This is a genomic window from Streptomyces sp. NPDC006463, assembly GCF_042870715.1.
In the GTDB taxonomy this organism is placed as follows: Bacteria; Actinomycetota; Actinomycetes; order Streptomycetales; family Streptomycetaceae; genus Streptomyces.
On sequence record NZ_JBIAHP010000004.1, the window covers coordinates 210,824 to 236,232 of the forward strand.

A 25,409-nucleotide genomic window follows, 5' to 3' on the forward strand; every position below is an offset into this window, starting at 1 on the left:
CTTCATTCCCCCAAGGATTGAACTTGTTTGTTTCTCTGGTAATTCTGCACGGCGCATGCACCCTACAGGCAGTGCCGCAATCACCGTGAAGACGTGAACTTCTCATGAACCGGGCAGCATGATTCACGGTGCCGGTGCGAGTGGAACAGGTGTCATGACCGCTTCGAAACGCGCTTCTGCCAGTATCCGGGCGACCGTCGCCCCGATCTCCTCACTGTGCCGGGCGTCCTCGCCGGGGCAGCCGAGGACCACGAGCAGGGCCTCGTGGCCGTCCGGGGCGAGCTGGTGGCCGGCCGCGTCGCAGTCGCGTTTTCCCAGCCAGGCGAGGGGGTCGAAGGGCTCGCCCGCTCGCTCGAGGCCGTAGACGAGGTCGCCGGCGGGAATCGGCCGGGACTTGGTGGAGAAGGCCGGGACGATCCGCTCGCCGCCGGCGGCCCGGGTGACGACCAGGTCCCGGCCGTCACCGGACGGTGGGGCCTGGTGGAGCCCGATTCCCGCACCGTGCAGCAGTGTCGCGACGGTCACGGCGTCCACGACCGCGCCGTGCGACTTCCAGCCGCGCGTGGCCACGAGTTCACGCAGACGTTCGCCCGCCGGGATCACCGACGGGTATCCCAATTCGGCCAGAAGTTTTCGGTATCCGTCCGGAATCGGCTGCTGCGCGGCGTACCGGGAGTGCGCCTCGTCGGCCGTCAGGCCCTCGGCCGACAACAGTGGCCGGCCGGCGGTGAGCCGCCAGACGCGAGGGTGGTACAGGCCGAGGGAGCGAGCCTCACCGGTAGTTCGGACAATCACGGATCCTCCGCAGTCAGTTCTGCCCGAAGAAACTCAGGAGTTCGGCATTCACACGGTCCGGGCGTTCCATGTAGCCGTAGTGTCCGGCATTCTCGATCTCCACGTACCGGGAGTCCGGAATGACGTCGGCTATTTCCCGGCTCAAATGCGGCGGAAGGACGAGGTCGTCGGCGAAACCGATGACCAGACAACGCGCCCGGATACCCCGGTAGGCGGTGAGCCGGTCGGCCGCCATTTCGACTCCGAGCTGCGCCCGGTATCCCGGTGCCGCGCTCGCCGGGGACACCTCGAACAGGTCCAGCCAGTCCTGTATCTCCTTGTCCTCGTTCAGCGTGGCCGGGGAAAGGAACTCCATCGCCCGGACGGTCGCGGCGTAGCGCGGCGGCAGGCTGATCCCGCTGTCGTGCAGTTCCCGCTCCGCGAGGTCGCGGAAGCGACGCATGGCGTCCTTGCGGCCGCGGGTCGCGATCAGCGCCGCCTCGGTCACGAGGTCGGGGCGAGCCAGGCACAGCTCCTGGGTGATGTGCGCGCCGAGCGAGGTGCCGACGAACCGGCACGGACCCAGGCCCAGGTGGTCGACCAGGGCGGCGGTGTCCGCGACCAGGTCGTCGATGGTGAATCCGTCCGCGCAGGCGTCGGTCGGCGGGATCCCGCGGTTGTTGAAGGTGACGACCTGGTACCCCGCCGCGACGAGCGCCGGTACCTGGTGCAGGTGCCAGGCGCGGCCGCTCGCTCCGGTCCCCATGACCATCACCACGGGTTCCCCGCGGCCGGTGACGTCATAGCCGAGGCTGATTCCGTTGATTGTGCTGACCGGCACGGCCATGTCCTCCTCTGCGCCGTGGAACCGGCTGGTTCCGGGTCGGAAATTAGTCGGCCGGATACCGACGGACCAGCAGTTTCGGCCCTGCCTTAAATCGTTGCGCCGGGCCGTGGGGACGGGTCACGATCGGCACGACCGAAGGGGAGACTCATGGACAATCCGTTCGACGACGACAACGGCACTTTCTACGTTCTGGTGAACGACGAGAACCAGCATTCGCTGTGGCCCGTGTTCGCCGAGGTCCCGGACGGCTGGACCGTCGTGTTCGGCCAGGAAAGCCGCCAGGCGTGCCTGGACTACGTGGAGAAGAACTGGACCGACATGCGGCCCGCCAGCCTCATCAAGGCGATGGAGCAGACGGCCCAGGCAGCTGCCTGACCGTCAGGAACCCCCCAACCCCCCACAGCGTCAGGGCGGGTGCACCGGAGAGATCCGGGGCACCCGCCCTGACGTGTTGTCCGGCCGCGCCGGGGCCGGCCGCTGCCGGGTGCGGCGGCCGCCGCGTGCGGCCGCCGGACCGGCTACTCGCCCGTGTACACGGCGTCGATCGGCCTGGTGCGCAGCGCCGAGCGCGTGGACAGGGCGATGGACAGCCAGCCCAGCAGCGCGATGAACCCGGCGATGCCGAGCCAGACGGCCGGCTCCAGGTGCGGGACGGCCTGGCCGGTCATCGCCAGACTGCTGCCCACCGTGGGCGGGATGGCGATGAAGACGCCGACGGCGATCGCCGTGACCACCACGACCCAGGACTCCATGAACATCATCCGGCGGGTCTGGCGCCTGCTGGTGCCGATCAGGCGCAGCATGGCGAACTCGCGGCTGCGCGCCATGGTCGCCATCACCAGGGTGTTCACCACGGCGATCAGCACGTAGAGCAGGAGCAGTGAGTTGGCGATCAGGTTGGTCCAGGACTGCTGGGCGAACTGCCCCTGCTGCACCGCCGCGAACCGGTCCGCCTCCTGCACCTTGAGCGTGGGGGTGCGCTGGGCGAGCTCGGCCAGCGCCGTCCCCACCCGGTCGCGGACCTCGGGGCCCGAAGCCGTCACCAGCAGGGCCGAGTCGAGGCCTTGGGTGGTGTGCGCCGCCAGCACGTCGTGGGGGAGCGTGACGTCGCCGAAGCCCAGGCCGTTGCCGTAGACGGCCACGACCTTGAGCTTCTGGCCGGTCCCGTCGCCGAGGCTGACGTCGGCCGTGTCGCCCACGCCGAGTCCCGCCGTGCCCGCGGCCATCCAACTGAGCGCCACGGTGTCCCCGGTCAGTTCGTCCAGGCTGCCCTCGCGCACGTCCAGGTCGAGCGTACGGCCGAGTCCGCGCGGGTCGATGCCCTGGGCGCTGAAGGGCCGGGAGGCCTGCTTGTCGATCTCCACGTACGTGAGCATCACCTGGGAGCGGGCCACCGGGGTGGCGGCCGCGACGCCGGGCACGGCTCGGACGGTCCCGGTCAGGTCCTGGGACAGCCCGGTGGCGTCGCTGGTCAGGACGTAGTCCGCGACGACTCCCGTCGCCGCCTGCTGCTTGGCCGTGGCCTCGACGGTCGAGAGGGTCGACAGCTGCATCAGGGCCAGGGCGGCGCCGAGCGCGAGCGGGACGACGGCGCTGCTGAGCCGGCGCGAGTTCGCGCTGCTGTTGGCGGCGGCCAGGTAGCCGCTGACCCGGAAGCGGCGCAGCAGCGGAGCCATCACCCGCGTGGTGATCTTGACCAGCTGCGGGCCGATCAGCGCGCAGCCGAACATGAGGATCAGCAGCGAACCCGCGGCGCCCGCGATGGCCAGCTGCCCGGGGATGACCAACGGCAGGACGACCGCCGCCGCGAGACCGAGCACGATCAGTACCCGGCCGGCGATCAGCCGCGGCCGGCCCAGCCGAGGGGGCTCCGCCTGCGATTCGCGCAGCGCCTCCACCGGCTGGATCCGCGCGGTGCGGAAGGCCGCCACGTACCCCGCCAGCCGCGCGCCCAGTACGCACAGCACCACGGCCGCGCCCGCCGGCGCCGGGTTGTAGGACAGCTCGAAGTCACCCGGCAGCACCCCGACCGCGGCGAACGCGTCACGCAGCGCCCCGGCGATCAGGAAGCCGGGCGCGGCGCCCAGCAGCGCGCCGGCGGCGGCGACCATCAGGATCTCGCTGCCGATCAGTGAGTGGATCTGGCGGGGCGAGGCGGCGATCGCGCGCAGCATGGCCAGTTCGCGGCGGCGCTGGTGGACGGTCAGGCCGAGGGTGGAGGAGACCACGAAGATGACGACGGCGAGCGCGGTACCGCCGAAGGAGGCGGAGAGCGCCACCAGGAAGCCGCGCGACTGCCCCATGTCCAGGAACTCCAGGTCGCCGACCTGCTTGCCCGTGTACACGGCGACCGCCTCGGGCGAGCCGGCGAGCGCCTTCCCGATCCGGGCGGCCAGCGCGTCCGCGTCCGTGCCCGGCTCGGCGAGCACGCCGATGGCCGTGAGCCTGTCCGGGCGCTGCGACAGCTGCGCCACCCGGTCGTCGGTGAAGAACGCCGCCGACTGCCGCTTCAGGCCGCCGGGGGGCTGCGCGACGAGGCCGGACACCCGGTACGAGGCGGGCGTGGTGCCCACCGACAGCCGCACGGTGTCGCCGGTCTTGACCCCGGCCCGCCGGGCCACGGCGGAGTCCAGGACCACGTCCTCGGCGGAACGCGGCTCGCGGCCCTCGGCCAGCGGGAACGGTCCGAGGGCCGCCGAGGCCCAGCCGTGCCCGAACAGCGGGTCGTCGAGGGCCACCGTGCCGCCCTGCGGACCGGCGACGCTCATCTCCACGGTGCGGTCGCCGACCACCGATCGGACCCCGGGGACCTTGGCGACCTCGCCTGCCAGGCCGGCGGGCAGCGTGACGCGCTCGGCGAAGTGCGGGTCGAAGTTCTCCTTGACGTCCTTGGTCTGGTTGCCGCCGACCATCACGGCGGCGCCCGCGTAGCGTTCCGGCGAAACCCCGGACCGCAGCCCGGACATGAGCAGTACGCCACAGGCGGTCACGACCGCCGATCCGCAGAAGACGGCGATGAACGCCGCGATGAAACCGCCCTTGCGGTTCTTGATGGTGCTCCACGCGATGTCGAACATGTCCGGCCGCCCTACCAGTTGCCGAGGTGCGTCATACGGTCGGCGACCTGGTCGGGGGTCGGCCGCTGCAGCTGCCCCGCCAGCCGGCCGTCCGCCAGGAAGACCACCGAGTCGGCGAACGACGCCGCCACCGGGTCGTGGGTCACCATCACCACGGTCTGCCCCGTCTCGTCGACGATCTGCCGGAACAGGCGCAGGACCTCCTGGCTGCTGCGGGTGTCCAGGGCCCCCGTCGGCTCGTCGGCGAGCACCGCGTCGGGCCGGGTCACCAGCGCGCGGGCGATGGCCACCCGCTGCTGCTGGCCGCCGGAGAGCTGGTTGGGCCGCCGGTCGGCGTACTGGAGCATGCCGACGCGCTCCAGGATCTCGCGCAGCCAGGACTCGTCCACCGCCGTGTTCGACAGTCGCGGTACCAGCGTCACGTTCTGCTTCACCGTCAGCGCCGACATCAGGTTGTACGCCTGGAACACGTAGCCGATCCGCTCGCGGCGCACGGCCGTCAGCGCGGACTCCTTCAGGCCGCCCAACTCGGTCTCCCCGAGGTAGACATGACCGGACGACGGGCGGTCGAGTCCGGCCAGGCAGTGCAGGAACGTGCTCTTGCCCGAGCCGGAAGGGCCCATGACGGCGGTGAAGGACCCGCGGGGCACATCGAACGAGACGTCGTCCAGAGCGGTGACGGCGCCCGTCCCCTCGCCGTACGTCTTGCTCACCGAGTCCAGCCGCATGGCGGCAGCCGTTCCCTGGCTCTGTTCCTTGGCCGTCGTCGACCGGCGCCAAACCGATGTCATATTTCTCGCCCTCCCGTTCGTCAGCCGCATCAGACTATGGGAAGAGATGATGGGCGGCGAACCCCCAGAATCCCGTATTGGAGGTGGAGCCAGCTACACCATGGCCGGTTCCGTTCGGTCCACTGCGCGGGCCCCCCTTTCCACCTGGCCGTTTAACCCCAGACTTTAGCTCTTTGGTCCTGGCATAGGGGCATCACTACGCTGGCCGTTATTCATTGACCTGGGTGGACTTGATGACGGAATCCGCTGACTTTTCCATGGGGCTGCCCGCGCACGGCGAAGTGGCCGACCTGCTGGAAACACTCGCCCGTGAATACCTCGTACCCGGTGTGCAATTCGCCGTCTACGACCGCGGTGAGATCACGACCTTCACGTACGGAGAAGAGACCCACGGGTCGGGCCGGCCGGTGACGGCCGACACCGTCTTCCCGTGGGGATCGGTGACGAAGTCCGCGACCGCGCTGCTGCTGGCACAGCTCGTCAGCGACGGGGACGTGGAGCTGGACGAGCCGGTAGGGCCGCTGCTCCCGGAACTTGCGCGGACACCCGCCGGCCCCCTCTACACGGCCACGCTGCGCGGGCTGCTCAGCCACACCGCCGGCCTGCCCGACATGCCGCCCGTCGAGGACGACCTGTCCCTGCGCGACTGCGTGGCCGCGTCGGCCGGAGCGGCCGCGCTGTGCGAGCCCGGGCGGCTGTTCTCGTACTCCAACCTCGGCTACGTCCTGGCCGGCCGGATCCTCGAATCCGTCACGGGAGTGACCTGGTGGGAAGCGGTACGGGACTTCGCGCTGAGCCCGCTCGGCGTGGCGGCCGGCTTCCTCGGCGCCACCGCCCCGGGGCCCGTCGCGGGCCAGCACGCCGTGCACCTGCCGACCGGGTCGGTGCACGTGGTCGACGAACCGGGACTGCCCAAGGCACTCGTACCGGCCGGGGCGCTGACCTCCAGCGCCGCCGGCCTGCTGCGCTACGCCGAGGTGCACCTCGCGGCGGACGGCACCGCGGTACTGGAACCGGACATGCTCGCGGAACTGCGCACCCCGGTGCCCGGCTCGGCGGCCTTCGGACTGGCCGACGGCTGGGGCCTGGGGCTCGCCGTCCACACCGACGGCGAAGGGCGGCGCTGGCTGGGCCACGACGGCAACACCGGAGGGGCGAGCTGCGCGCTGCGCCTGGACCCCGAGCGGCGGATCGCCGTCGCCCTGATGGCGAACGCCACCTCCGGCCGGCAGATGGGCAATGCCTTCTTCGACGCGCTGGCGGCAAAGGGCTGGGACATCGGCCGCTACCGCCGGCCGGAAATCGGCAGCCCGCTTTCCGGCGACGCACTGACCGCCGTCGCCGACGAAGTGTGCGGGGATTACCGGGCGGGCGCGGACCTTCACACCGTGCGCCGCTCCGGAAACGGGGAACTGCTCCTGGAGCGGGGCGGGCTCGTACCCGTCCGGCTGGAAATCCACCAGGGACTGGAATTCTGTTTGAAAAGCGGTACCGCCGACGGCGGGCACGGCAGTGACGAATCAAAGGACCTGTACCGGTTCGTGCGGGATTCCCGCACCGGGCAGGTCGGCGGCATGTACATGAGCGGTGGACGGCTCCAGGTGCGCGAGGGAATCGGCCTGATCGGCTGATTCCTCGCTTCCGGTTTCCGGCACGTATTCGTTTTCGCGTGCGCGGGTTGTCTTTCGTTCGTCTGGATGGTTGTTGTTTCGATGCGTGGGGGAGTGGTTCGGGTGCTGGGGTCGTGGGCTTCGCAGGGTGGCGGCTTCGGGAATGCGGTGCTTCCCGAGGTGTTCGGCGAGTGGGTGGCGCGTACGCCTGACGCGCTCGCCGTGGTGTGTGCCGGCGAGCGGGTGTCCTACGCGGAGCTCGACGCCCGGGCGAACCGGCTCGCGCACGCGCTGGTCGCCCTGGGCGTGACGCCCGGATCACGGGTGGGTGTCTGCCTGCCGCGCGGTGTGGAGCCGGTGGTTGCGCTGCTCGCCGTCCTGAAGGCCGGCGCGGCCGCCGTGCCGCTGGACCCCGAATACCCGGTGGAGCGACTCCAGTTCATGGTGGACGACTCGGACGCGTCGGTGGTGCTCGCCGCGGCCGGAACGGCCCCGGTCGCGTCCGCCGCGGCGGGCGGCCGGGTGGTGCTCTGGGAGGACCTGGACCTGGACACCCGGCCGGGGACGGCGCCGGTGGTGGGGGTGTTTCCGCAGAGCGCGGCGTACGTGTTCTACACGTCGGGTTCGACGGGGCGTCCGAAGGGTGTGGTGCTGCCGCATGAGGGTTTTGTGCGGGTGGTGCGTGATCCGAATTTCGGTTTGGGTCCGGATGATGTGGTTTCGCAGCTGAGCACTCTGTCTTTTGATGCGGGTGCGTTGGAGATGTGGAATGCGTTGCTGAATGGTGCGGCGTTGGCTGTTTCCGTTGAGCGGATGCTGTCGGTGGATGAGCTGGGTGCGTTCGTGCGGGCGCACGGGGTGAGTGTGCTGTGGCTGACGGCGGGGTTGTTCCACGAGGTCGTAGACGCCGACGTGAGTGTGCTGGCCGGGCTGCGGCTGGTGATGTCGGGTGGGGATGCGTTGTCTCCGCGGCACTGCCGGAAGGTGCTGGATGAGGTTCCGGGTGTGCGGTTGGTGAACGCGTACGGGCCCACCGAGGTGTCGATCACGGCGTCTTCGCATGTCATCGATGGTCCGGTGCTGTTGGGTGGTCCGGCTCCGGATACCGGGTTGCGGGTGCTGGACGGCGGGCTGCGGCCGGTGGGTGTGGGTGTCGAGGGTGAGTTGTATGTGTCGGGTATCGGTCTGGCGCACGGGTACGGGGGCCGGGCGGGGCTGACGGCGGGCCGGTTCGTGGCGGCGCCGGGTGGTTCGGGTGAGCGGATGTATCGCACGGGTGATGTGGTGCGGTGGGTGTCCGGGGGTGTGCTGGAGTTCGTGGGCCGCGCGGATGACCAGGTCAAGGTGCGTGGTTTCCGGGTGGAGCTGGGTGAGGTCGAGGAGGCGCTCGCGGCGCATCCTGCGGTGTCGCGGGCTGTTGCGGTGGTGCGGGCGGATGCGCGGGGTGTGAAGCAGCTGGTCGCGTATGCGCTCGGTGGGGGTGTCGGTGCCGAGGTGTTGCGGGAGTTCTTGGCGTCCTCGTTGCCGGAGTACATGGTTCCGGCGGTGTGTGTGGTGCTGGACGCGCTGCCGTTGACGGCGAACGGGAAGGTGGACCGCAAGGCCCTGCCGGAGCCGGATCTGTCTCATCTCGCCGAGGCGTACGTTGCTCCGCGCGATGCGCGCGAGGAGACGGTCGCCGGGGTCTTCGCGGAGGTGCTGGGGCTGGAGCGGGTCGGTGTTCACGATCATTTCTTCCGGCTCGGTGGTGACTCCATCCGCGCCGTCCAGGCCGCCTCACGACTGCGCCGCGCGGGCCTGGAGGCGCCCCTCCGGGACCTGTTCGACCGTCCCACCGCGGCCTCCCTCGCCGCCGGGATCACCGGAGTGGCCGTCCCGCAGCTGACCCCCGCCGTGCGCGGCACGGAACTGCCGGTCTCCTTCCCCCTGTCCTTCGCGCAAGCCCGGGTCTGGCTCGCCGCCGAGATCGACCCCGAAGGCACCGAGTACAACACCGGCGGCGCCGTCCGGCTGCGCGGTGACCTCGACGTCCCCGCCCTCGAAGCCGCCCTCGGCGAGCTCGTCGCCCGCCACGAGTCCCTCCGTACCACCTTCGCCACCGTCGACGGCCAAGGCGTGCAGATCGTCCGACCCGCGGTTCCCGTCCGGCTGAGCGCCGCCGACTGCGCGCCCGAGGACATCGACCGTGTCGTCCGCGCCCACCACAGCGTCCCCTTCGACCTGAGCACCGGACCACTGCTGCGTCCGCTGCTCCTCCGGGTCGCAGCCGACGACCACCTCCTGGTGCTGTCGATGCACCACATCGTCACCGACGGCTGGTCCATGGGCGTCCTGCTGCGCGAGCTCGGCGAGCTCTACGCCGGCCGCCCTCTCGCCGAACTGCCGCTCCAGTACGCCGACTACGCCGTCTGGCAGCGCAGGACGCTCACCCGCCAGGCCCTCGACGAGGGCCTGGCCTACTGGCGCGAGCAGCTCGCCGGTGCGCCCGTCCTCGACCTGCCCACCGACCGCCCCCGCCCCGCCGTCCGCACGTCGGCCGGTGCCACGCGCCGCTTCGAGATACCGGCCGACCGGCTGGCCCGCTTCAACCGCATGTGCGAGGAGCAGGGCGTCACCTTGTTCATGGGCCTGGTCGCGGCCGTCCAGCTGGTGCTGTCCCGCTACAGCGGCCAGCAGGACGTCGTCGTCGGCACGGCCGATTCCGGGCGCGGGCACTGGGAACTCGAGGACCAGGTCGGGTTCTTCGTCAACACCCTCGCCCTGCGCACCCGCGTGGACGAGGACGCCACCGGCGCCGCTCTGCTGGCCTCCGTACGGGAGACCGTCCTCGACGCGTTCGCGCACGCGGCCGTCCCCTTCGACCGGGTGGTCGACGCCGTCGTCACGGAGCGGGACCCCTCCCGCTCCCCCCTCGTCCAGGCCATGGTGCTGCTCCAGAGCATGCCCGGCGGACTCGGCGACTCCGGTGGTCTGAGGTGGAGCGAACACCCCCTGGACATCGAGTCCGCCCAGTTCGACCTGCTGGTCGCCTTCGAGGAGAACGGCGGCGAGTTCGGCGGCCTGATCAACTACAACACCGACCTCTTCGACGGGACCACCGTCGACCGCATCGCCGCCCACGTGGTCGCGGCACTCACCGAGCTCGGCGAGCCGGCCGCCGCGCAGTTGCCCCTCGCGGCGGCCGTGCCGACGCTGACCGCCGACGAGCGCACGCGCATCCTGGACGAGTGGAACGCCGCCGACGAGCAGGCACCCGCGCTCACGATGGCGGGTCTGTTCGAGGCGCAGGCGGCCCGCGACCCGCAGGGGACCGCGGTCGTCGACGGCGAACTCGCCCTCACCTACGCCGAGCTGGGCGCCCGCGCCGACCGGCTCGCCCACGCCCTGCGCGCCCACGGGGTGCACACCGACGTGGCGGTCGGCGTCTGCCTGCCGCGCGGAGTGCGCTGGCTGACCGCACTGCTCGCCGTCGCCAAGGCGGGCGGCGTCTACGTGCCGCTGGACCCGCAGTACCCGGCCGACCGGCTCGCCTTCATGACCGCCGACGCGGGGATGGCGCTGGTCCTCAGCGACACGGAGACGCTGGACCTCGTACCGGACGTCGCGGTACCGGTCCTGCGCGTGGATGCGGACCTTGACGGGGACCTTGACGGGGACGGTGCGCTTGTCACCAGCCCGGTGGAAGTCGCGGAGCTGCCCCCCGCGGCTTCGCTCGACGCCGGCGCCTACATGATCTACACCTCCGGCTCCACCGGCCGCCCCAAGGGCGTACTGGTCCCGCACCGCAACGTGGCCGGCATGGCCGCAGCGCACCAGCGGGCGCTGGGCCTGACCACCGGATCCCGGCTGCTCCAGGCCGTCTCGCCCAACTTCGACGTCGCGATGGCCGATGTGCTGGCCGCCTGGAACGCGGGCGCCACCCTGGTCCTGCCCGAGCCCGGCCCGCTGGCGGGCGAGGCGCTCGGTCAGGTGCTGCGCGATCAGCGGATCACCCATCTGGAAATCCCGCCCGCGGCTCTGCAGAGCGTGCCGGACATGGACCTGCCCGAGCTGCGCGGCCTGCTGGTCGGCGGCGAGGCCATGTCGGCGGAGTTCATCTCCCGCTGGGCGCCGGGCCGGATGCTGCGCAATGTCTACGGCCCGACCGAGACCACGGTCACGGTCACCGCGGGAGACCCGGTGGATGAGTACGGCGCCGATGGCGTCCCCATCGGCCGGCCGGTCGCGGGCGCCCGACTGTACGTACTGGACGCGCGGCTGCGGCCGGTGCCGGCCGGGGTCGCGGGTGAGCTCTACATCGCCGGGCCCGGGGTGGCACGCGGCTACGTACGACGCTTCGGGCTGACGGCGGAACGATTCGTCGCATCGCCGTTCAGCGGCTCCGGCGAGCGGATGTACCGGACCGGTGACGTGGTGCGGTGGCTGGCCGACGGGCAGCTGGAGTTCGTGGGCCGCACCGACCATCAGGTCAAGGTGCGTGGCTTCCGGATCGAGATCGGTGAGATCGAGTCGGCGCTGGCCGCGCACCCGGACGTGCAGCAGGCCGTGGTCGCGGTGCGCGAGGCCCGGCCGGGAGTGAAGCGGCTGGTCGGCTACGTGGTGGGCGACCGGGTCGATCACTCGGGGCTGCGTGAGTTCGTTGCCAAGTCCCTGCCGGATTACATGGTTCCGACGGCGTTTGTGGTGGTGGGTACGTTCCCGTTGACGGCGAACGGGAAGGTGGACCGGCGGGCGTTGCCGGAGCCTGATCTGGGTGCGGCCGTTTCGAAGGGTTATGTCGCTCCGCGTTCCGAGGTGGAGCGGGTGGTGGCTGATGTGTGGGCGCAGGTGCTGGGCGTCGAGCGGGTGGGCGTGCGGGACAACTTCTTCGAGCTGGGTGGCGATTCGATCCTGAGTATTCAGGTGGTGTCGCGGCTGCGGCGGGCGGGGCTGGTGGTTTCGCCGCAGGATGTGCTGGTGCGGCAGACCGTGGCGGGTGTGGCTGCTGTGGCGGGCACGGCTGGGTCCGGCCAGGAGTCGGAGGCTGTGTCCGGTCCGGTGGTGCTGTCTCCGGTGCAGGAGTGGTTCCTGGAGACGCATCCGGTGGCGCCCGACCACTTCGGTATGTCGATGCATGTGAAGGTCGCCGAGGGTGTTGACGCGGATGTGTTGTCGGCGGCGGTGTCGGCGGTCCTTTCGCATCACGAGGGGCTGTGGGTCCGGTTCGCGAACACTGCGGAGGGTTGGCGGCAGTCGGCTGGTGAGCCGGGTGTGGTGGTTGTCGAGCGGGATGTGGACGGGGTGGTCCAGGAGTCGTTCCGGCTTGAGGGCGGGCCGCTGGTGCGGGCTGTCCTGAACGGGGACCGGCTGTTGATCGCTGTGCATCACATGGTGGTGGACGGTGTCTCGTGGCGGATCCTGTTGGAGGACATCGCGCTGGCCTACCGGGAGCTGGTGGCCGGCCGGGAGGTCGAGCTGGACGCGGCGTCGTTGTCGTTCCCGGCGTGGACCGCCAAGCTCGCCGCGCATGACTTCTCGGGTCAGCTGGACTACTGGGCTTCGGTCGTCGACGGCGCCGAGCCGTTGGTGGAGGTTGCCGGTGGGGTGAACACCGTCGGGTCGGCGGAGATCGTGTCGGTGGCTCTGCCGGCGGCGGAGACCGAGGCGCTGCTCCACAAGGTCCCGGCCGTCTTCCGTACGCAGGTCAACGATGTGCTGTTGGCGGTTCTCGGCCGGGTGCTCGGTGAGTGGTCCGGGCGTGAGCGGGTCCTGGTGGACGTGGAGGGCCATGGCCGTGAGGAGGCGGTGATCGGGGCGGATGTTTCCCGTACGGTCGGCTGGTTCACCTCGATCTATCCCGTGGCTCTTGGTGCGAGCGGCGACTGGAGTGAGCAGATCCGCGGCACGAAGGAGATGCTCCGGGCCATCCCCGACCGGGGCATCGGCTTCGGCGCACTGCGCCACCTGCACGGCGCCGACCTGACCGACCCGGCCCAGATCAGCTTCAACTACCTCGGCCGCTACGACGCCGACGGACACCCCGACGTCTTCGCCGGCATGCTCCCGGCCGAGAACGACCACGCCGCGGGCGAGGAACGCCCGTACCTCCTCGATGTGGTCTCCCGTGTCCAGGACGGGTCCCTCCACGTGGACCTGTACTACTCCACCGCCGTTCACGGCCGCGTCCACATGCGGGCGCTGGCCGAGCGCTACCGGGACGCCCTGGCCGAGGCGGTCGCGTACTGCCTGAGCGAGGGCGTCGGCGGCCGCACGCCGTCCGACTTCCCCCTCGTCGCCTGGGACCAGGCAGGCGTCGACCGGGTGATCGGCGACGGACAGGGCATCGCCGACGTGCACCCGCTCTCGCCGATGCAGCAGGGCATGCTCTTCCACTCCCTGGAGGACGCCGAAGGCACCGCGTACGTCGAGCAGATGTCCTTCGTACTGGACGGCGTGCACGACATCGACCGGCTCGCCGCCGCCTGGCGCGAGACCGTCAACGCCTCCGACGCCCTGCGCGTGTCCGTCGCCTGGGAAGCGGTCGACGAACCCGTCGCGCTCGTGCACCACCGCGTCGACGTCCCCGTCCACACCGCCGACTGGACCGCCCTGGACGCGACGCAGCGCGCCGCGGCCCTCGACGAGCGCCGGACCGCCGACCGGGCCGGCATCAGCCTCGATGCGGCCCCCCTCCTGCGGATATCCCTCGCCGACCTCGGCAACGGAAGCGCACAGGTCGTGATGACCTTCCACCACGTCCTGCTCGACGGCTGGAGCACCCCGCTGCTGCTCCAGGACGTCTTCACCCGGTACGCCGGCGGGGACCCCGAGGTACGTCGCCCCTACCGGGACTACCTGGAATGGCTCGGCTCCCGCGACACCGCGGCGGGCCTCGATCACTGGCGTTCCGTGCTCGCCGGCTTCGACACCCCCGTACCCCTGCCCGCCGACCGCCTGCCCGCTCCCGACCACCGCACCTGGGCCGGCCGCCACCTCGAGGTGGACCTGCCCGGCACCCTCGCCACCGACGTCGGTACGTTCGCGCGCCGCCACCGGCTCACCGTCAACGCGGTGATCCAGGGCGCCTGGGCGCTGCTCCTGTCCGCCTACTCCGGCCAGCGGGACATCGTCTTCGGCGCCACCACCTCGGGCCGCCCGGCCGACCTCGCCGACGCAGAAGGCATGCTCGGCCTGTTCATCAACACGGTCCCGGTCCGTACGGTCCTCGACCCGGCCATGCCCGTCGTCGAATGGCTCCAGCGGCTCCAGGCCGAGCAGTGGGAGTCACGCGCCCACGAGTACCTGTCCCTCAGCCAGATCAACACCGTCACCGAAGTAGCCGCCGGGACCAGCCTGTTCGACAGCCTCCTCGTCTTCGAGAACTACCCCGTCGACGAGGACATGGGCGCCGGGAGCGGTCTGCGCGTACGCGACAGCTATGGCGAAGGCGGCAGCAGCTACCCGCTCTCCCTGACCGCCTACACCGGCGGCCGTCTGGTCGGCGGAGCCGACCCAGGCGTGACGCTGCGCATGTCGTACGACCCCGCCCTGTTCGAGGACACCACGGCCCAGGACATTGCGGGCAGGCTCGGCGGGCTGCTGCGCGCCCTGCTCGACGAGGAGGTGACCGGGCGGATCCCGCTGCTCACGGAAGCGGAGTCGGCCACCATCACGGGCGACTGGAACGACACACGCAGGCACTGCCCGCCGCGCCTGCTGCCCGAGCTCTTCGCCGAACAGGCCGCCCGTACCCCGGAGGCCCTCGCCGTCGTCACCGAGGACACCGCCCTCACCTACCGGGAACTCGACGAGCGGGCCAACCGGTTCGCGCACCTGCTGCAGCGGCACGGCGTACGCCCGGACACCGTCGTGGCGGTCAGCCTGCCCCGCGGGATCGACCTCGTCGTGAGCCTGCTCGCCGTCGTGAAGGCCGGCGGCGCGTACGTCGCCGTCGACCCGGATTATCCGGCGGACCGGATCGCCTACATGCTCGGCGACTCCGGGGCCCGGCTGCTGATCTCGGACCGGGTGGATGCGTCCGCGGCCACGTCCGGGGACATCGAGGTGGTGGCGCCGGGCACGGCGGATATCGCCCGGCAGCCCGCGACCTCCCCGGGCATCGACACGCTGGTCCAGCACGCGGCGTACATGATCTACACCTCCGGCTCGACCGGCCGCCCCAAGGGTGTGCTCGTCTCCCACGCGGCCATCTCCAACCGCCTGCTGTGGATGCAGTCGGTATACCCCCTGACCGGCGCGGACCGCGTCCTGCAGAAGACCTCGTCGAGCTTCGACGTGGCCGTGTGGGAGTTCTTCGGCCCGCTGATCGCGGGCGCCGGCCTGGTACTGCCCCGCCCGGACGGTCACCGTGACCCTCAGTACCTGGCGCGCATGATCCGCGACTTCGACGTGACCACCGTCCACTTCGTCCCGTCCATGCTGCGCGCCCTCGTCGCCGAACCCGCCACCCGGGCCTGCACGGGACTGCGTACCGTCTTCAGCGGCGGCGAGATGCTGCAAGGCGCACTGCGCGACCAGATCCGCGAGGTACTGCCGCAGGCGACGCTGTACAACCTGTACGGGCCCGCGGAGGCGGCCGTCGACGTGACCTCGCACCCGGCCGAGCCGGACACCGCGACCGTGCCCATCGGCCGGCCCGTGTGGAACACCGGCCTGTACGTCCTGGACCCGTGGCTGCGCCCGGTCCCGCAGGGCGTCGCCGGGGAGCTGTACGTCACCGGCGTCCAGCTGGCCCGCGGCTACGCGGGGCGGTCCGGGCTCACGGCCGGCCGGTTCGTGGCCTCGCCGTTCAGTGGCACCGGGGAGCGGATGTACCGGACCGGTGACGTGGTGCGGTGGCTGCCGGGCGGTGTGATCGAGTTCGCCGGCCGAGCCGATGACCAGGTCAAGGTGCGCGGCTTCCGGATCGAGCTCGGCGAGGTCGAGGCCGCACTCGCGAACCACCCCGAGGTCGAGCAGGCGGTGGTCGTCGTCCGCGAGGACCAGCCCGGCGTGAAGCGGCTGGTCGGGTACGTGGTGGCCGCGAACGTGACCTCGGCCGGACTGCGGGAGTTCGTCGGGCAGTCCCTCCCCGAGTACATGGTCCCGGCGATCTGCGTGGTCCTCGACAGCCTGCCGGTCACGGCGAACGGCAAGGTGGACCGGCGGGCCCTGCCCGAGCCCGACCTGAGCGTCCTGCTCCGGGAGTACACGGCTCCGCGTTCCGAGGTGGAGCGGGTGGTGGCTGATGTGTGGGCGCAGGTGCTGGGCGTCGAGCGGGTGGGCGTGCGGGACAACTTCTTCGAGCTGGGTGGCGATTCGATCCTGAGTATTCAGGTGGTGTCGCGGCTGCGGCGGGCGGGGCTGGTGGTTTCGCCGCAGGATGTGCTGGTGCGGCAGACCGTGGCGGGTGTGGCTGCTGTGGCGGGCACGGCTGGGTCCGGCCAGGAGTCGGAGGCTGTGTCCGGTCCGGTGGTGCTGTCTCCGGTGCAGGAGTGGTTCCTGGAGACGCACCCGGTGGCGCCCGACCACTTCGGCATGTCGATGAACATCCGGCTTGCCGAGGGTGTTGATGCGGATGTGTTGTCGGCGGCGGTGTCGGCGGTCCTGTCGCATCACGAGGGGCTGTGGGTCCGGTTCGCGAACACTGCGGAGGGTTGGCGGCAGTCGGCTGGTGAGCCGGGTGTGGTGGTTGTCGAGCGGGATGTGGACGGGGTGGTCCAGGAGTCGTTCCGGCTTGAGGGCGGGCCGCTGGTGCGGGCTGTCTTGAACGGGGACCGGCTGTTGATCGCTGTGCATCACATGGTGGTGGACGGTGTCTCGTGGCGGATCCTGTTGGAGGACATCGCGCTGGCCTACCGGGAGCTGGTGGCCGGCCGGGAGGTCGAGCTGGACGCGGCGTCGTTGTCGTTCCCGGCGTGGACCGCGAAGCTCGCCGCGCATGACTTCTCGGGTCAGCTGGACTACTGGGCTTCGGTCGTCGACGGCGCCGAGCCGTTGGTGGAGGTTGCCGGTGGGGTGAACACCGTCGGGTCGGCGGAGATCGTGTCGGTGGCTCTGCCGGCGGCGGAGACCGAGGCGCTGCTCCAGAAGGTCCCGGCCGTCTTCCGTACGCAGGTCAACGATGTGCTGTTGGCGGTTCTCGGCCGGGTGCTCGGTGAGTGGTCCGGGCGTGAGCGGGTCCTGGTGGACGTGGAGGGCCATGGCCGTGAGGAGTCGGTGATCGGGGCGGATGTTTCCCGTACGGTCGGCTGGTTCACCTCGATCTATCCGGTGGCTCTTGGTGCGAGCGGCGACTGGAGTGAGCAGATCCGCGGCACGAAGGAGATGCTCCGGGCGATCCCCGACCGGGGCATCGGCTTCGGCGCACTGCGCCACCTGCACGGCGCCGACCTGACCGACCCGGCCCAGGTGAGCTTCAACTACCTCGGCCGTTTCGATGCGGGCGGTCACCCGGACGTCTTCGCCGGCCTGCAGCCCGCCGACGGCGACCGCAGCCTCCTCGAAGAGCGGCCGCACGTCCTCGACGTCGTCAGCCGGGTCGTGGACGGCGCGCTGGAGATCCAGCTGCAGTTCTCGACGGCTCTGCACACCCCCGAGGCCATCCGGGCGCTGGCCGAGCGCTACCGGGACGCCCTGGCCGAGGCGGTCGCGTACTGCATGAGCGAGGGCGTCGGCGGCCGCACGCCGTCCGACTTCCCCCTCGTCGCCTGGGACCAGGCAGGCGTCGACCGGGTGATCGGCGACGGACAGGGCATCGCCGATGTCCACCCGCTCTCGCCGATGCAGCAGGGCATGCTCTTCCACTCCCTGGAGGCAGCGGACGACGACGCCGCCTACGTCGAGCAGATGTCCTTCGTCCTCGAAGGCGCCGCCGACATCGACCGGCTCGCCGCCGCCTGGCGCGAGACCGTCAACGCCTCCGACGCCCTGCGCGTGTCCGTCGTCTGGGAGGCGGTCGACGAACCCGTCGCGCTCGTGCACCACCGCGTCGACGTCCCCGTCCACACCGCCGACTGGTCCGCCCTGGACGCGACGCAGCGCGCCGCGGCCCTCGACGAGCGCCGGACCGCCGACCGGGGCGGCATCAGCCTCGATGCCGCCCCCCTCCTGCGGGTCTCCCTCGCCGACCTCGGCGGCTCCCGGATCCAGGTCGTGTGGACCTTCCACCACCTGCTCCTGGACGGCTGGAGCACCCCGCGCCTGCTGGAGGACGTCTTCACCCGGTATACGGGCGGGGACCCCGAGGTACGGCGCCCCTACCGGGACTACCTGGAATGGCTCGGCTCCCGCGACACCGCGGCGGGCCTCGACCACTGGCGCTCCGTGCTCGCCGGCTTCGACACCCCCGTACCCCTGCCCGTCGACCGGTCGGTCACGGCACAGAAGTGGGAGGCGCGCGGCCACGACATCGTCATCGACCCCGAAGTGGGCGCGCGCGTGGGCGACTTCGCGCGCCGCCACCGGCTGACCGTGAACGCGGTGATCCAGGGCGCCTGGGCGCTGCTCCTGTCCGCCTACTCCGGCCAGCGGGACATCGTCTTCGGCGCCACCACCTCGGGCCGCCCGGCCGACCTCGCCGACGCCGATTCCGTCATCGGGCTCTTCATCAACACCGTTCCCGTCCGTACCGTCCTCGACCCGGCCACGCCCGTCGTCGAGTGGCTCCAGCGGCTCCAGGCCGATCAGTGGGAGTCCCGCGCCCACGAGTACCTGTCCCTCAGCCAGATCAACACCGTCACCGAAGTGCCCACCGGGACCAGCCTGTTCGACACGCTCCTCGTCTTCGAGAACTACCCCGTCGACGACAGCCTCGCCGCCCGGCACGGGCTCACCGTCACCGACACCCAGGGCGGCCTGGCCACCAACTACCCGCTCACCCTGAGCGCGTACACCGGCCGGCACCTGGTCGCCATGGGCGGCACCGCCGCCGAGGTCGCCCTCCGGATCACCTACCGGCCCGAACTGTTCGACGAGGTGACCGTCCAGGTCCTGGGTGCCCACCTGGCTGCCACCCTGGCCGCCCTGACCGAGTCCCCCGACCGACCGCTGTCCGCTCTGCCCCGGCTGACGCCGGTCGAGCGGACCCGGCTCGCGGCCTGGTCCGGGGCCCTGCCCACGAGCCCGGACCTCACTTTCCAGGACCTCTTCGAGGCTCGGGTCGCCGCCCGGCCCGACGCCCCCGCCGTCGTACACGGCGGGCAGGTGCTCACGTACGCGGCCCTGGCCGAGCGGGCGGACCGGCTGGCGGCCGTCCTGATCGCGCGCGGCGCGGGCCCCGAGACCCCGATCGGCGTCTCGATGTCCCGCTCCGCGGACCTGGTCGTGGCCGTCCTGGCCGTGCTCCGGGCCGGCAGCGCGTACGTACCGCTGGACCCGCACTACCCCGCCGACCGGCTGCGCTACATGGCCGCCGACTCCGGCATCGGGCTGGTGCTGACCGAGCGCGCCCTCGCAGGCGGGCTCCCGTTCGCCGGGGAGGCCGAACTCCTCGCGGTGGACGGCCCGCTGGAGCCCGCCGCGGCTCCCGCCGTGCTGCCCCGGCCGCCGCTCGCCGCCTCGGCCTACGTGATCTACACCTCCGGCTCCACCGGCCGGCCGAAGGGCGTCGTGGTCTCCCACGAGGCCATGTCCTCCCTCGTCCAGTGGGCGGTGTCCCTCGGCGAGGAGGTCTTCGCCACGACCTGCTTCTCCACCTCGCTCAACTTCGACGTCTCGGTCTTCGAGCTCTTCGGTACCCTCGCCGCGGGCGGCACCGTCCACGTGATGCGCGACGTCCTGGAGCTCGCGGAGCGGCCGCGGGGCTGGTCGGGCAGCCTGATCTCCGCCGTCCCGTCAGCGCTCGGCGCCGTACTGGCCGAGGACGGCGCCGGCATCTCCGCGGGGCACGTGGTGCTCGCCGGCGAGGCGTTCCCCGCCGCGCTGTACGAGCGGATCCGCGAGGTCGCGCCGGACGCGGTCATCGGGAACATCTACGGACCCACCGAAGCCACGGTGTACGCGACCGGGTGGTTCTCGGACGCCGAACGGGCCCCCGACACCGGCTCGGTGCCCATCGGCCGCCCGGTCGCGGGCAAGGTCCTGCGGGTCCTCGACCCCTGGCTGCGCCCGGTACCGGCCGGCGTCTGGGGCGAGCTGTACATCGGCGGTCAGGGCGTGGCCCGCGGCTACCTGGGCCGCTCCGCGCTGACCGCCGAACGGTTCGTCGCCGACCCGGCCGGCCCCGGCGCGCGGCTCTACCGCACCGGCGACGTGGTGCGCTGGCGGTCCGACGGCGTGCTGGAGTACGCCGGCCGCAGCGACGACCAGGTCAAGATCCGCGGCTTCCGCATCGAACTCTCCGAGATCGAGGCGGCGTTGACGGACCTGCCCGAAGTCGCCCAGGCCGCGGTCATGGCCCGCGAGGACACGCCCGGCGTCAAGCGGCTGGCCGCCTACGCCGTCCCCGCCACCCGCTCCGGCGCCGGCGCACCGGACCCGGCCGCGCTGCGGGCCGCGCTGGCCGCCGTACTGCCCGAGTACATGGTCCCCGCGACCCTGACCGTGCTGGACGCGCTGCCGCTGAACGCCAACGGGAAGCTGGACCGCCGGGCTCTGCCCGCACCGGACCTGTCGGCCCTCGGCGAGGGGTACGTCGCCCCGCGCACGCCCGGTGAGCAGCTGGTCGCCGAGGTGTTCGGCGCGGTGCTCGGACTGGACCGGGTCGGCGCCCTGGACGACTTCTTCCAGCTCGGCGGCGACTCCATCATGAGCATCCAGGTGGTGTCGCGGCTGCGCCGGGCCGGGGCGGACGTCTCCGTCAGGGAGCTGTTCGACCACCCGTCGGCCGCCTCGCTCGCCCCCCGCCTGCCCGCCGCGGGCGCGCGGCAGGACGTCATCCCGCGGGCCCCCCGCGACGGCGCACTGCCGCTTTCCTCCGCACAGGCGCGCATGTGGTTCGCCGCCGAACACGACACCGCCAGCGACGAGTACAACTCGGGCCGGGCCGTCCGGCTCGGCGGCCGCCTCGACGCCGAAGCGCTGCGCGCGGCGCTCCAGACGCTGGTCGCGCGGCACGAATCCCTGCGCACCACCTTCGACACGGTCGACGGCCAGGGCGTCCAGGTGATCCACCCGCCGACCCGCGTCCAGCTGCCGGTGCTCGACCGCCCCGCCGAGGGCGACGACGGCCTCGACGCGCTCGTGCACCGCCTGCTCGCGGAGCCCTTCGACCTGCGCACCGGGCCGCTCCTGCGGCCCACCCTGATCCGGGTCACCGACGACGAGCACGTACTCGTCCTGTCGATGCACCACATCGTCATGGACGGCTGGTCCCTCGGAGTGATCCAGCGTGAGCTCGGCGAGCTCTACGCGGGCCGTACCCCGGCCGAACCGCCGGTGCAATATGCCGACTACACCCTCTGGCAGCGCGCGCGGCTGACCCCGCAGCGGCTGGAAGAGGGACTGGGCTACTGGCGGGCACAACTCGCCGACGCCCCGGTGCTGGAGCTGCCCACCGACCGGCCGCGCCCCGCCGAGCGCACCACCCGCGGCGCGAGCTTCCAGACGGTGATCCCGTCCGCACTGCTCCACCGCTTCACGGAGGTCTGCCAGACCCAGGGCGCCACCCTGTTCATGGGCCTGACAGCCGCAGGCCAGGTCCTGCTGTCCCGCTACAGCGGGCAGCAGGACGTGGTCGTGGGCACCGTGACCTCCGGCCGCGACCACGGCCGGCTCGAAGACGCCGTCGGCTTCTTCATCAACACCCTCGCGCTGCGCAGCCGGATCGACGAACGCGCCACCACCGCCGAGCTGCTGGCCTCCGTACGCGGCACGGTCCTGGACGCCTTCGCGCATGCCGAGGTGCCCTTCGACCGGGTGGTCGACGCCGTCGTCACCGAACGCGACCCCAGCCGCAGCCCCCTCGTCCAGGTGGCGATCAGCTACGAGAAGCTGTCCGGCGCCCCCGCCCGGCCGGGCGCGGGAGAACTGAGCTGGCAGGACTACGCGCTGAAGGCCGGCACCTCCCAGTTCGACCTCACCCTCGACTTCGGCGAGGTCGACGGAGCCCTGCTCAGCAACATCGTCTACAACACCGACCTGTTCGACGAGAGCACCGTGCGCCGCCTCTCCGCGCACCTGCTCGAACTCATCACCGCCATGGCGGACGGCCCCGACCGCCCCCTGCGCACCACGCCCCGGCTGACCGGCGCCGAGCACGCCGAGATCATCGGCAGCTGGTCCGACGGTGCCGAAGGCCCCGCGGGTGCGGTGCTGAGCGAGGTCTTCGCCGACCAGGTGGCCCGCACACCGGACGCCGTCGCGGTGGTGTGCGAGGGCGAGCGGCTCACGTACGGGGAACTCGACGCGCGGGCCGACGGCCTCGCCCACGCCCTGCGGGCGCACGGGGTCGGCCCCGAGGTCCGGGTCGGGGTCTGCCTGCCGCGCGGCACCGCCCCGATCGTGACGCTGCTCGCCGTGTTCAAGGCGGGCGGGGTCTTCGTACCGCTCGACCCCGAATACCCGGCGGACCGGCTCGCGTTCATGATGGGCGACTCGGGGCTGCGGCTGCTGCTGGCCACCGCCGGCACCCGTGAGGCCGTCGCGGACGCCGAGGTACCCGTACTCCTCCTGGAGGAGCTGGAGCGTGCGGCCGGCACGGCCCCCGCGGGACCGCCGGTGACGGCCCTGACCCCGCAGAACGCCGCGTACGTGTTCTACACCTCCGGCTCCACCGGCCGGCCCAAGGGCATCGTGGTCCCGCACGCGGGTGTCCTGCGCGTGGCCCGCGACCCGCGGCTGGCCTTCACCGCCGACGACGTGGTCAGCCAGACCGCGACCCTGTCCTTCGACGCGAGCGCGCTGGAGATCTGGAGCGCCTTCGCCAACGGCGCCGCCCTCGCCGTCTCCACGGCACGGGTGCTGTCCGTCGAGGAACTCGGCGCGCTGGTACGGACGCACGGCGTGAGCGTCCTGTGGGTGACCACCGGCCTCTTCCACGAGGTCGTCGACGCCGACGTGGCGATGCTGCGCGACCTGCGCATGGTGATGACCGGCGGCGACGTGCTCTCGCCGCGGCACTTCCAGACGGTCGTCGACCGGGCCCCCGGCGTCCAGCTGGTGGCCGCCTACGGACCCACCGAGACCACCATCTTCGCCACGGTCCACCTGGTCGACTGGGAGACCCAGAAGCCGTCGGTGCCCATCGGCACCCCGCTCGGCCAGACCCGGGCGTACGTACTGGACGCCTGGCTGCGGCCGGTCCCCGTCGGCGTCGCGGGCGAGCTGTACCTCGCGGGCGAGTGCGTGACCCGCGGCTACGCCGGGCATCCCGCGCTCACCGCCGGCCGCTACGTGGCCAGCCCGTACTCCGCAGGCCGGATGTACCGCACCGGTGACGTGGTCCGCTGGCTGCCGGACGGGCAGCTGGACTTCGTGGGCCGGGCCGACAACCAGGTCAAGATCCGCGGCTTCCGGATCGAGCTCGGCGAGGTCGAGATCGCTCTGGCCTCCCACCCGGACGTCGCCCAGGCGGTGGTGGCCGTCCGCGAGATCCGGCCCGGCACCAAGCGGCTCGTCGCCTACGCGGCCGGCACCGGCCTGGACCAGGCGGGCCTGCGGGCCTTCGCGGCCGAGTCGCTGCCGGACTACATGATGCCGACGGCCTTCGTCGTCATGGACGCGCTGCCGCTCAACGCCAACGGCAAGGTGGACCGCAAGGCGCTGCCCGCACCCGACCCGGAGGCTGCGGCGAGCACCGAGTACACCGCCCCGCGCACGGGGCGGGAGCGGATCCTAGCCGACGTGTGGGCGGCCGTACTGGGCCTGCCGCGGGTCGGCGTCCACGACAACTTCTTCGAGCTCGGCGGTGACTCCATCCTCACCATCCAGGTGGTGTCGCGGGCCCGCGAAGCGGGACTGGCCATCTCCCCGAAGCAGCTGTTCAAGGCGCCGACCGTGGCCGGCCTCGCCGAGCTGGTCACCGAGACCGGACAGTCGGACGAGCCCGCCGGGGCCGCGGCGCAGGCGCCGGTCAGCGGCGAGGTGCCGCTGAGCCCCATCCAGCGCTGGTTCTTCGACAGCTTCACCGCGCCCGAGCACCTGACCATGGCGACGTTCGTCGAGCTCGGCTTCACCGACGTGGACCGCCGCGCCCTGGAGGCGGCCCTCGCCGGACTGCTCCACCACCACGACGCCCTGCGGATGCGGTACACCCGGAAGGACGGGGGCACGGGCGTGGGTGCGGTCGGCTGGCGCCAGTACAACCCGGCCTCCGCCCACGGCTCCGTGCTGACCTGGCACGACCTGTCGCACGCGGCCGATCCGGAGGCGGAGACCGCACGGGCCGTGGCCGACGCGCAGGGCAGCCTGAGTCCGGTCGACGGACCGCTGGTGAAGGCCGTCCTCTTCGAATACGGCGGGGACCGGCGCCCCCGGCTCTTCGTCACCGTCCACCACCTGGTCGTCGACGGCGTGTCCTGGCGCATCCTCCTGTCGGACCTGGCCACCGCGTACGAGCAGGCGCGCGCGGGACGTCCCGTCGACCTCGGGGCGAAGACCACTTCGTTCCGGGACTGGACGCGGGCCCTCGTCGCGCACACCGATGAGGGCACGGTGGACGGCGAGGTCCCGTACTGGAACGCGCTCGCCGAGGGCGGGACCGGCCGACTGCCGGTCGACCTGGACGGCGGGAACCTGGACCGGCACCGTGCCGTCGCCCGCGCCACGCTCGACGCCGAGACCACCAGGCGGCTCCTGCAGGAGGTTCCCGGCCGCTACCGCACGCAGATCAACGACGTGCTGCTGTCGGCCCTCGGCCGGACGCTCACCGGGTGGTCCGGAGCCGACAGCGTGCTGGTCACCCTGGAGGGCCACGGCCGCGAGGAGATCCTCGACGGGGTGGACCTCTCGCGCACGGTCGGCTGGTTCACCACGCAGTTCCCGGTCCGCCTGCCCGCCCCGGCCGGGCCGGACTGGCGCCCGCAGATCAACCAGGTCAAGCGCCTGCTGCGGGCCGTACCGCAGCGCGGCATCGGGTACGGGCTGCTGCGCCACCTCCGCGGCACCCTCGCCGAGGGGCCCGCGCCCGAGGTCAGCTTCAACTACCTCGGCCAGTACGACACCGCCGACGCCGGAGACGGCTTCTACGGGGCACCCGTCCCGTACGAGGCGCCGACGGCACCGGCCACGGAGGAACGCCACCACCTGCTGGACGTCGTGGCGATCGTCTCCGAGGGCCGGCTGGAGGTCCAGGTGATGTACGCGACGGACACCTACCGCCCCGAGACGGTGACCGCGCTCGCGGAGCACTTCGTCGCCGGGCTGGAGGAGATCGTCGGCGCCGGATGACCCC

General features: G+C 71.8%; 7 protein-coding genes. 3 read left to right on the forward strand and 4 right to left on the reverse strand.

Annotated elements, in window-relative coordinates:
• Nucleotides 1-123: 123 nt before the first annotated feature.
• Together ACFYOB_RS10100 and ACFYOB_RS10105 are read right to left on the reverse strand one after the other, a co-directional pair.
• Entirely contained in the window at nucleotides 124-795 is a 672-nt protein-coding gene (locus ACFYOB_RS10100; RefSeq protein ID WP_388557229.1) for a hypothetical protein, read from the reverse strand.
• A 13-nt stretch (nucleotides 796-808) separates the two neighbouring features.
• A complete protein-coding gene (locus tag ACFYOB_RS10105; protein WP_388557231.1) occupies nucleotides 809-1,615 on the reverse strand; it encodes an alpha/beta fold hydrolase in 807 nt (268 codons plus the stop codon).
• Nucleotides 1,616-1,768: 153 nt separating this feature from the next.
• On the opposite strand from ACFYOB_RS10105, the gene ACFYOB_RS10110 reads away from it, so the two are divergent.
• A complete protein-coding gene (locus ACFYOB_RS10110) occupies nucleotides 1,769-1,996 on the forward strand; it encodes an MbtH family protein (RefSeq protein WP_388557233.1) in 228 nt (75 codons plus the stop codon).
• Between the two features lie 143 nt (nucleotides 1,997-2,139).
• Here the strand turns inward: ACFYOB_RS10110 and ACFYOB_RS10115 are convergent, their stop codons facing one another.
• A complete protein-coding gene (locus ACFYOB_RS10115; RefSeq protein ID WP_388557235.1) occupies nucleotides 2,140-4,698 on the reverse strand; it encodes an FtsX-like permease family protein in 2,559 nt (852 codons plus the stop codon).
• An 11-nt stretch (nucleotides 4,699-4,709) separates the two neighbouring features.
• Nucleotides 4,710-5,489 (reverse strand): ABC transporter ATP-binding protein, encoded by a 780-nt coding sequence (locus ACFYOB_RS10120; RefSeq protein WP_388557238.1) that lies wholly within the window; start codon nucleotides 5,487-5,489, stop codon nucleotides 4,710-4,712.
• A 233-nt stretch (nucleotides 5,490-5,722) separates the two neighbouring features.
• Here ACFYOB_RS10120 and ACFYOB_RS10125 point away from each other — a divergent pair, with 233 nt between their 5' ends.
• Together ACFYOB_RS10125 and ACFYOB_RS10130 are read left to right on the forward strand one after the other, a co-directional pair.
• Nucleotides 5,723-7,120, forward strand: coding sequence for a serine hydrolase domain-containing protein (locus ACFYOB_RS10125; RefSeq protein WP_388557241.1), 1,398 nt, complete (start codon nucleotides 5,723-5,725; stop codon nucleotides 7,118-7,120).
• Between the two features lie 81 nt (nucleotides 7,121-7,201).
• Nucleotides 7,202-25,405 (forward strand): non-ribosomal peptide synthase/polyketide synthase, encoded by an 18,204-nt coding sequence (locus tag ACFYOB_RS10130; RefSeq protein WP_388557244.1) that lies wholly within the window; start codon nucleotides 7,202-7,204, stop codon nucleotides 25,403-25,405.
• Nucleotides 25,406-25,409 lie beyond the last annotated feature (4 nt).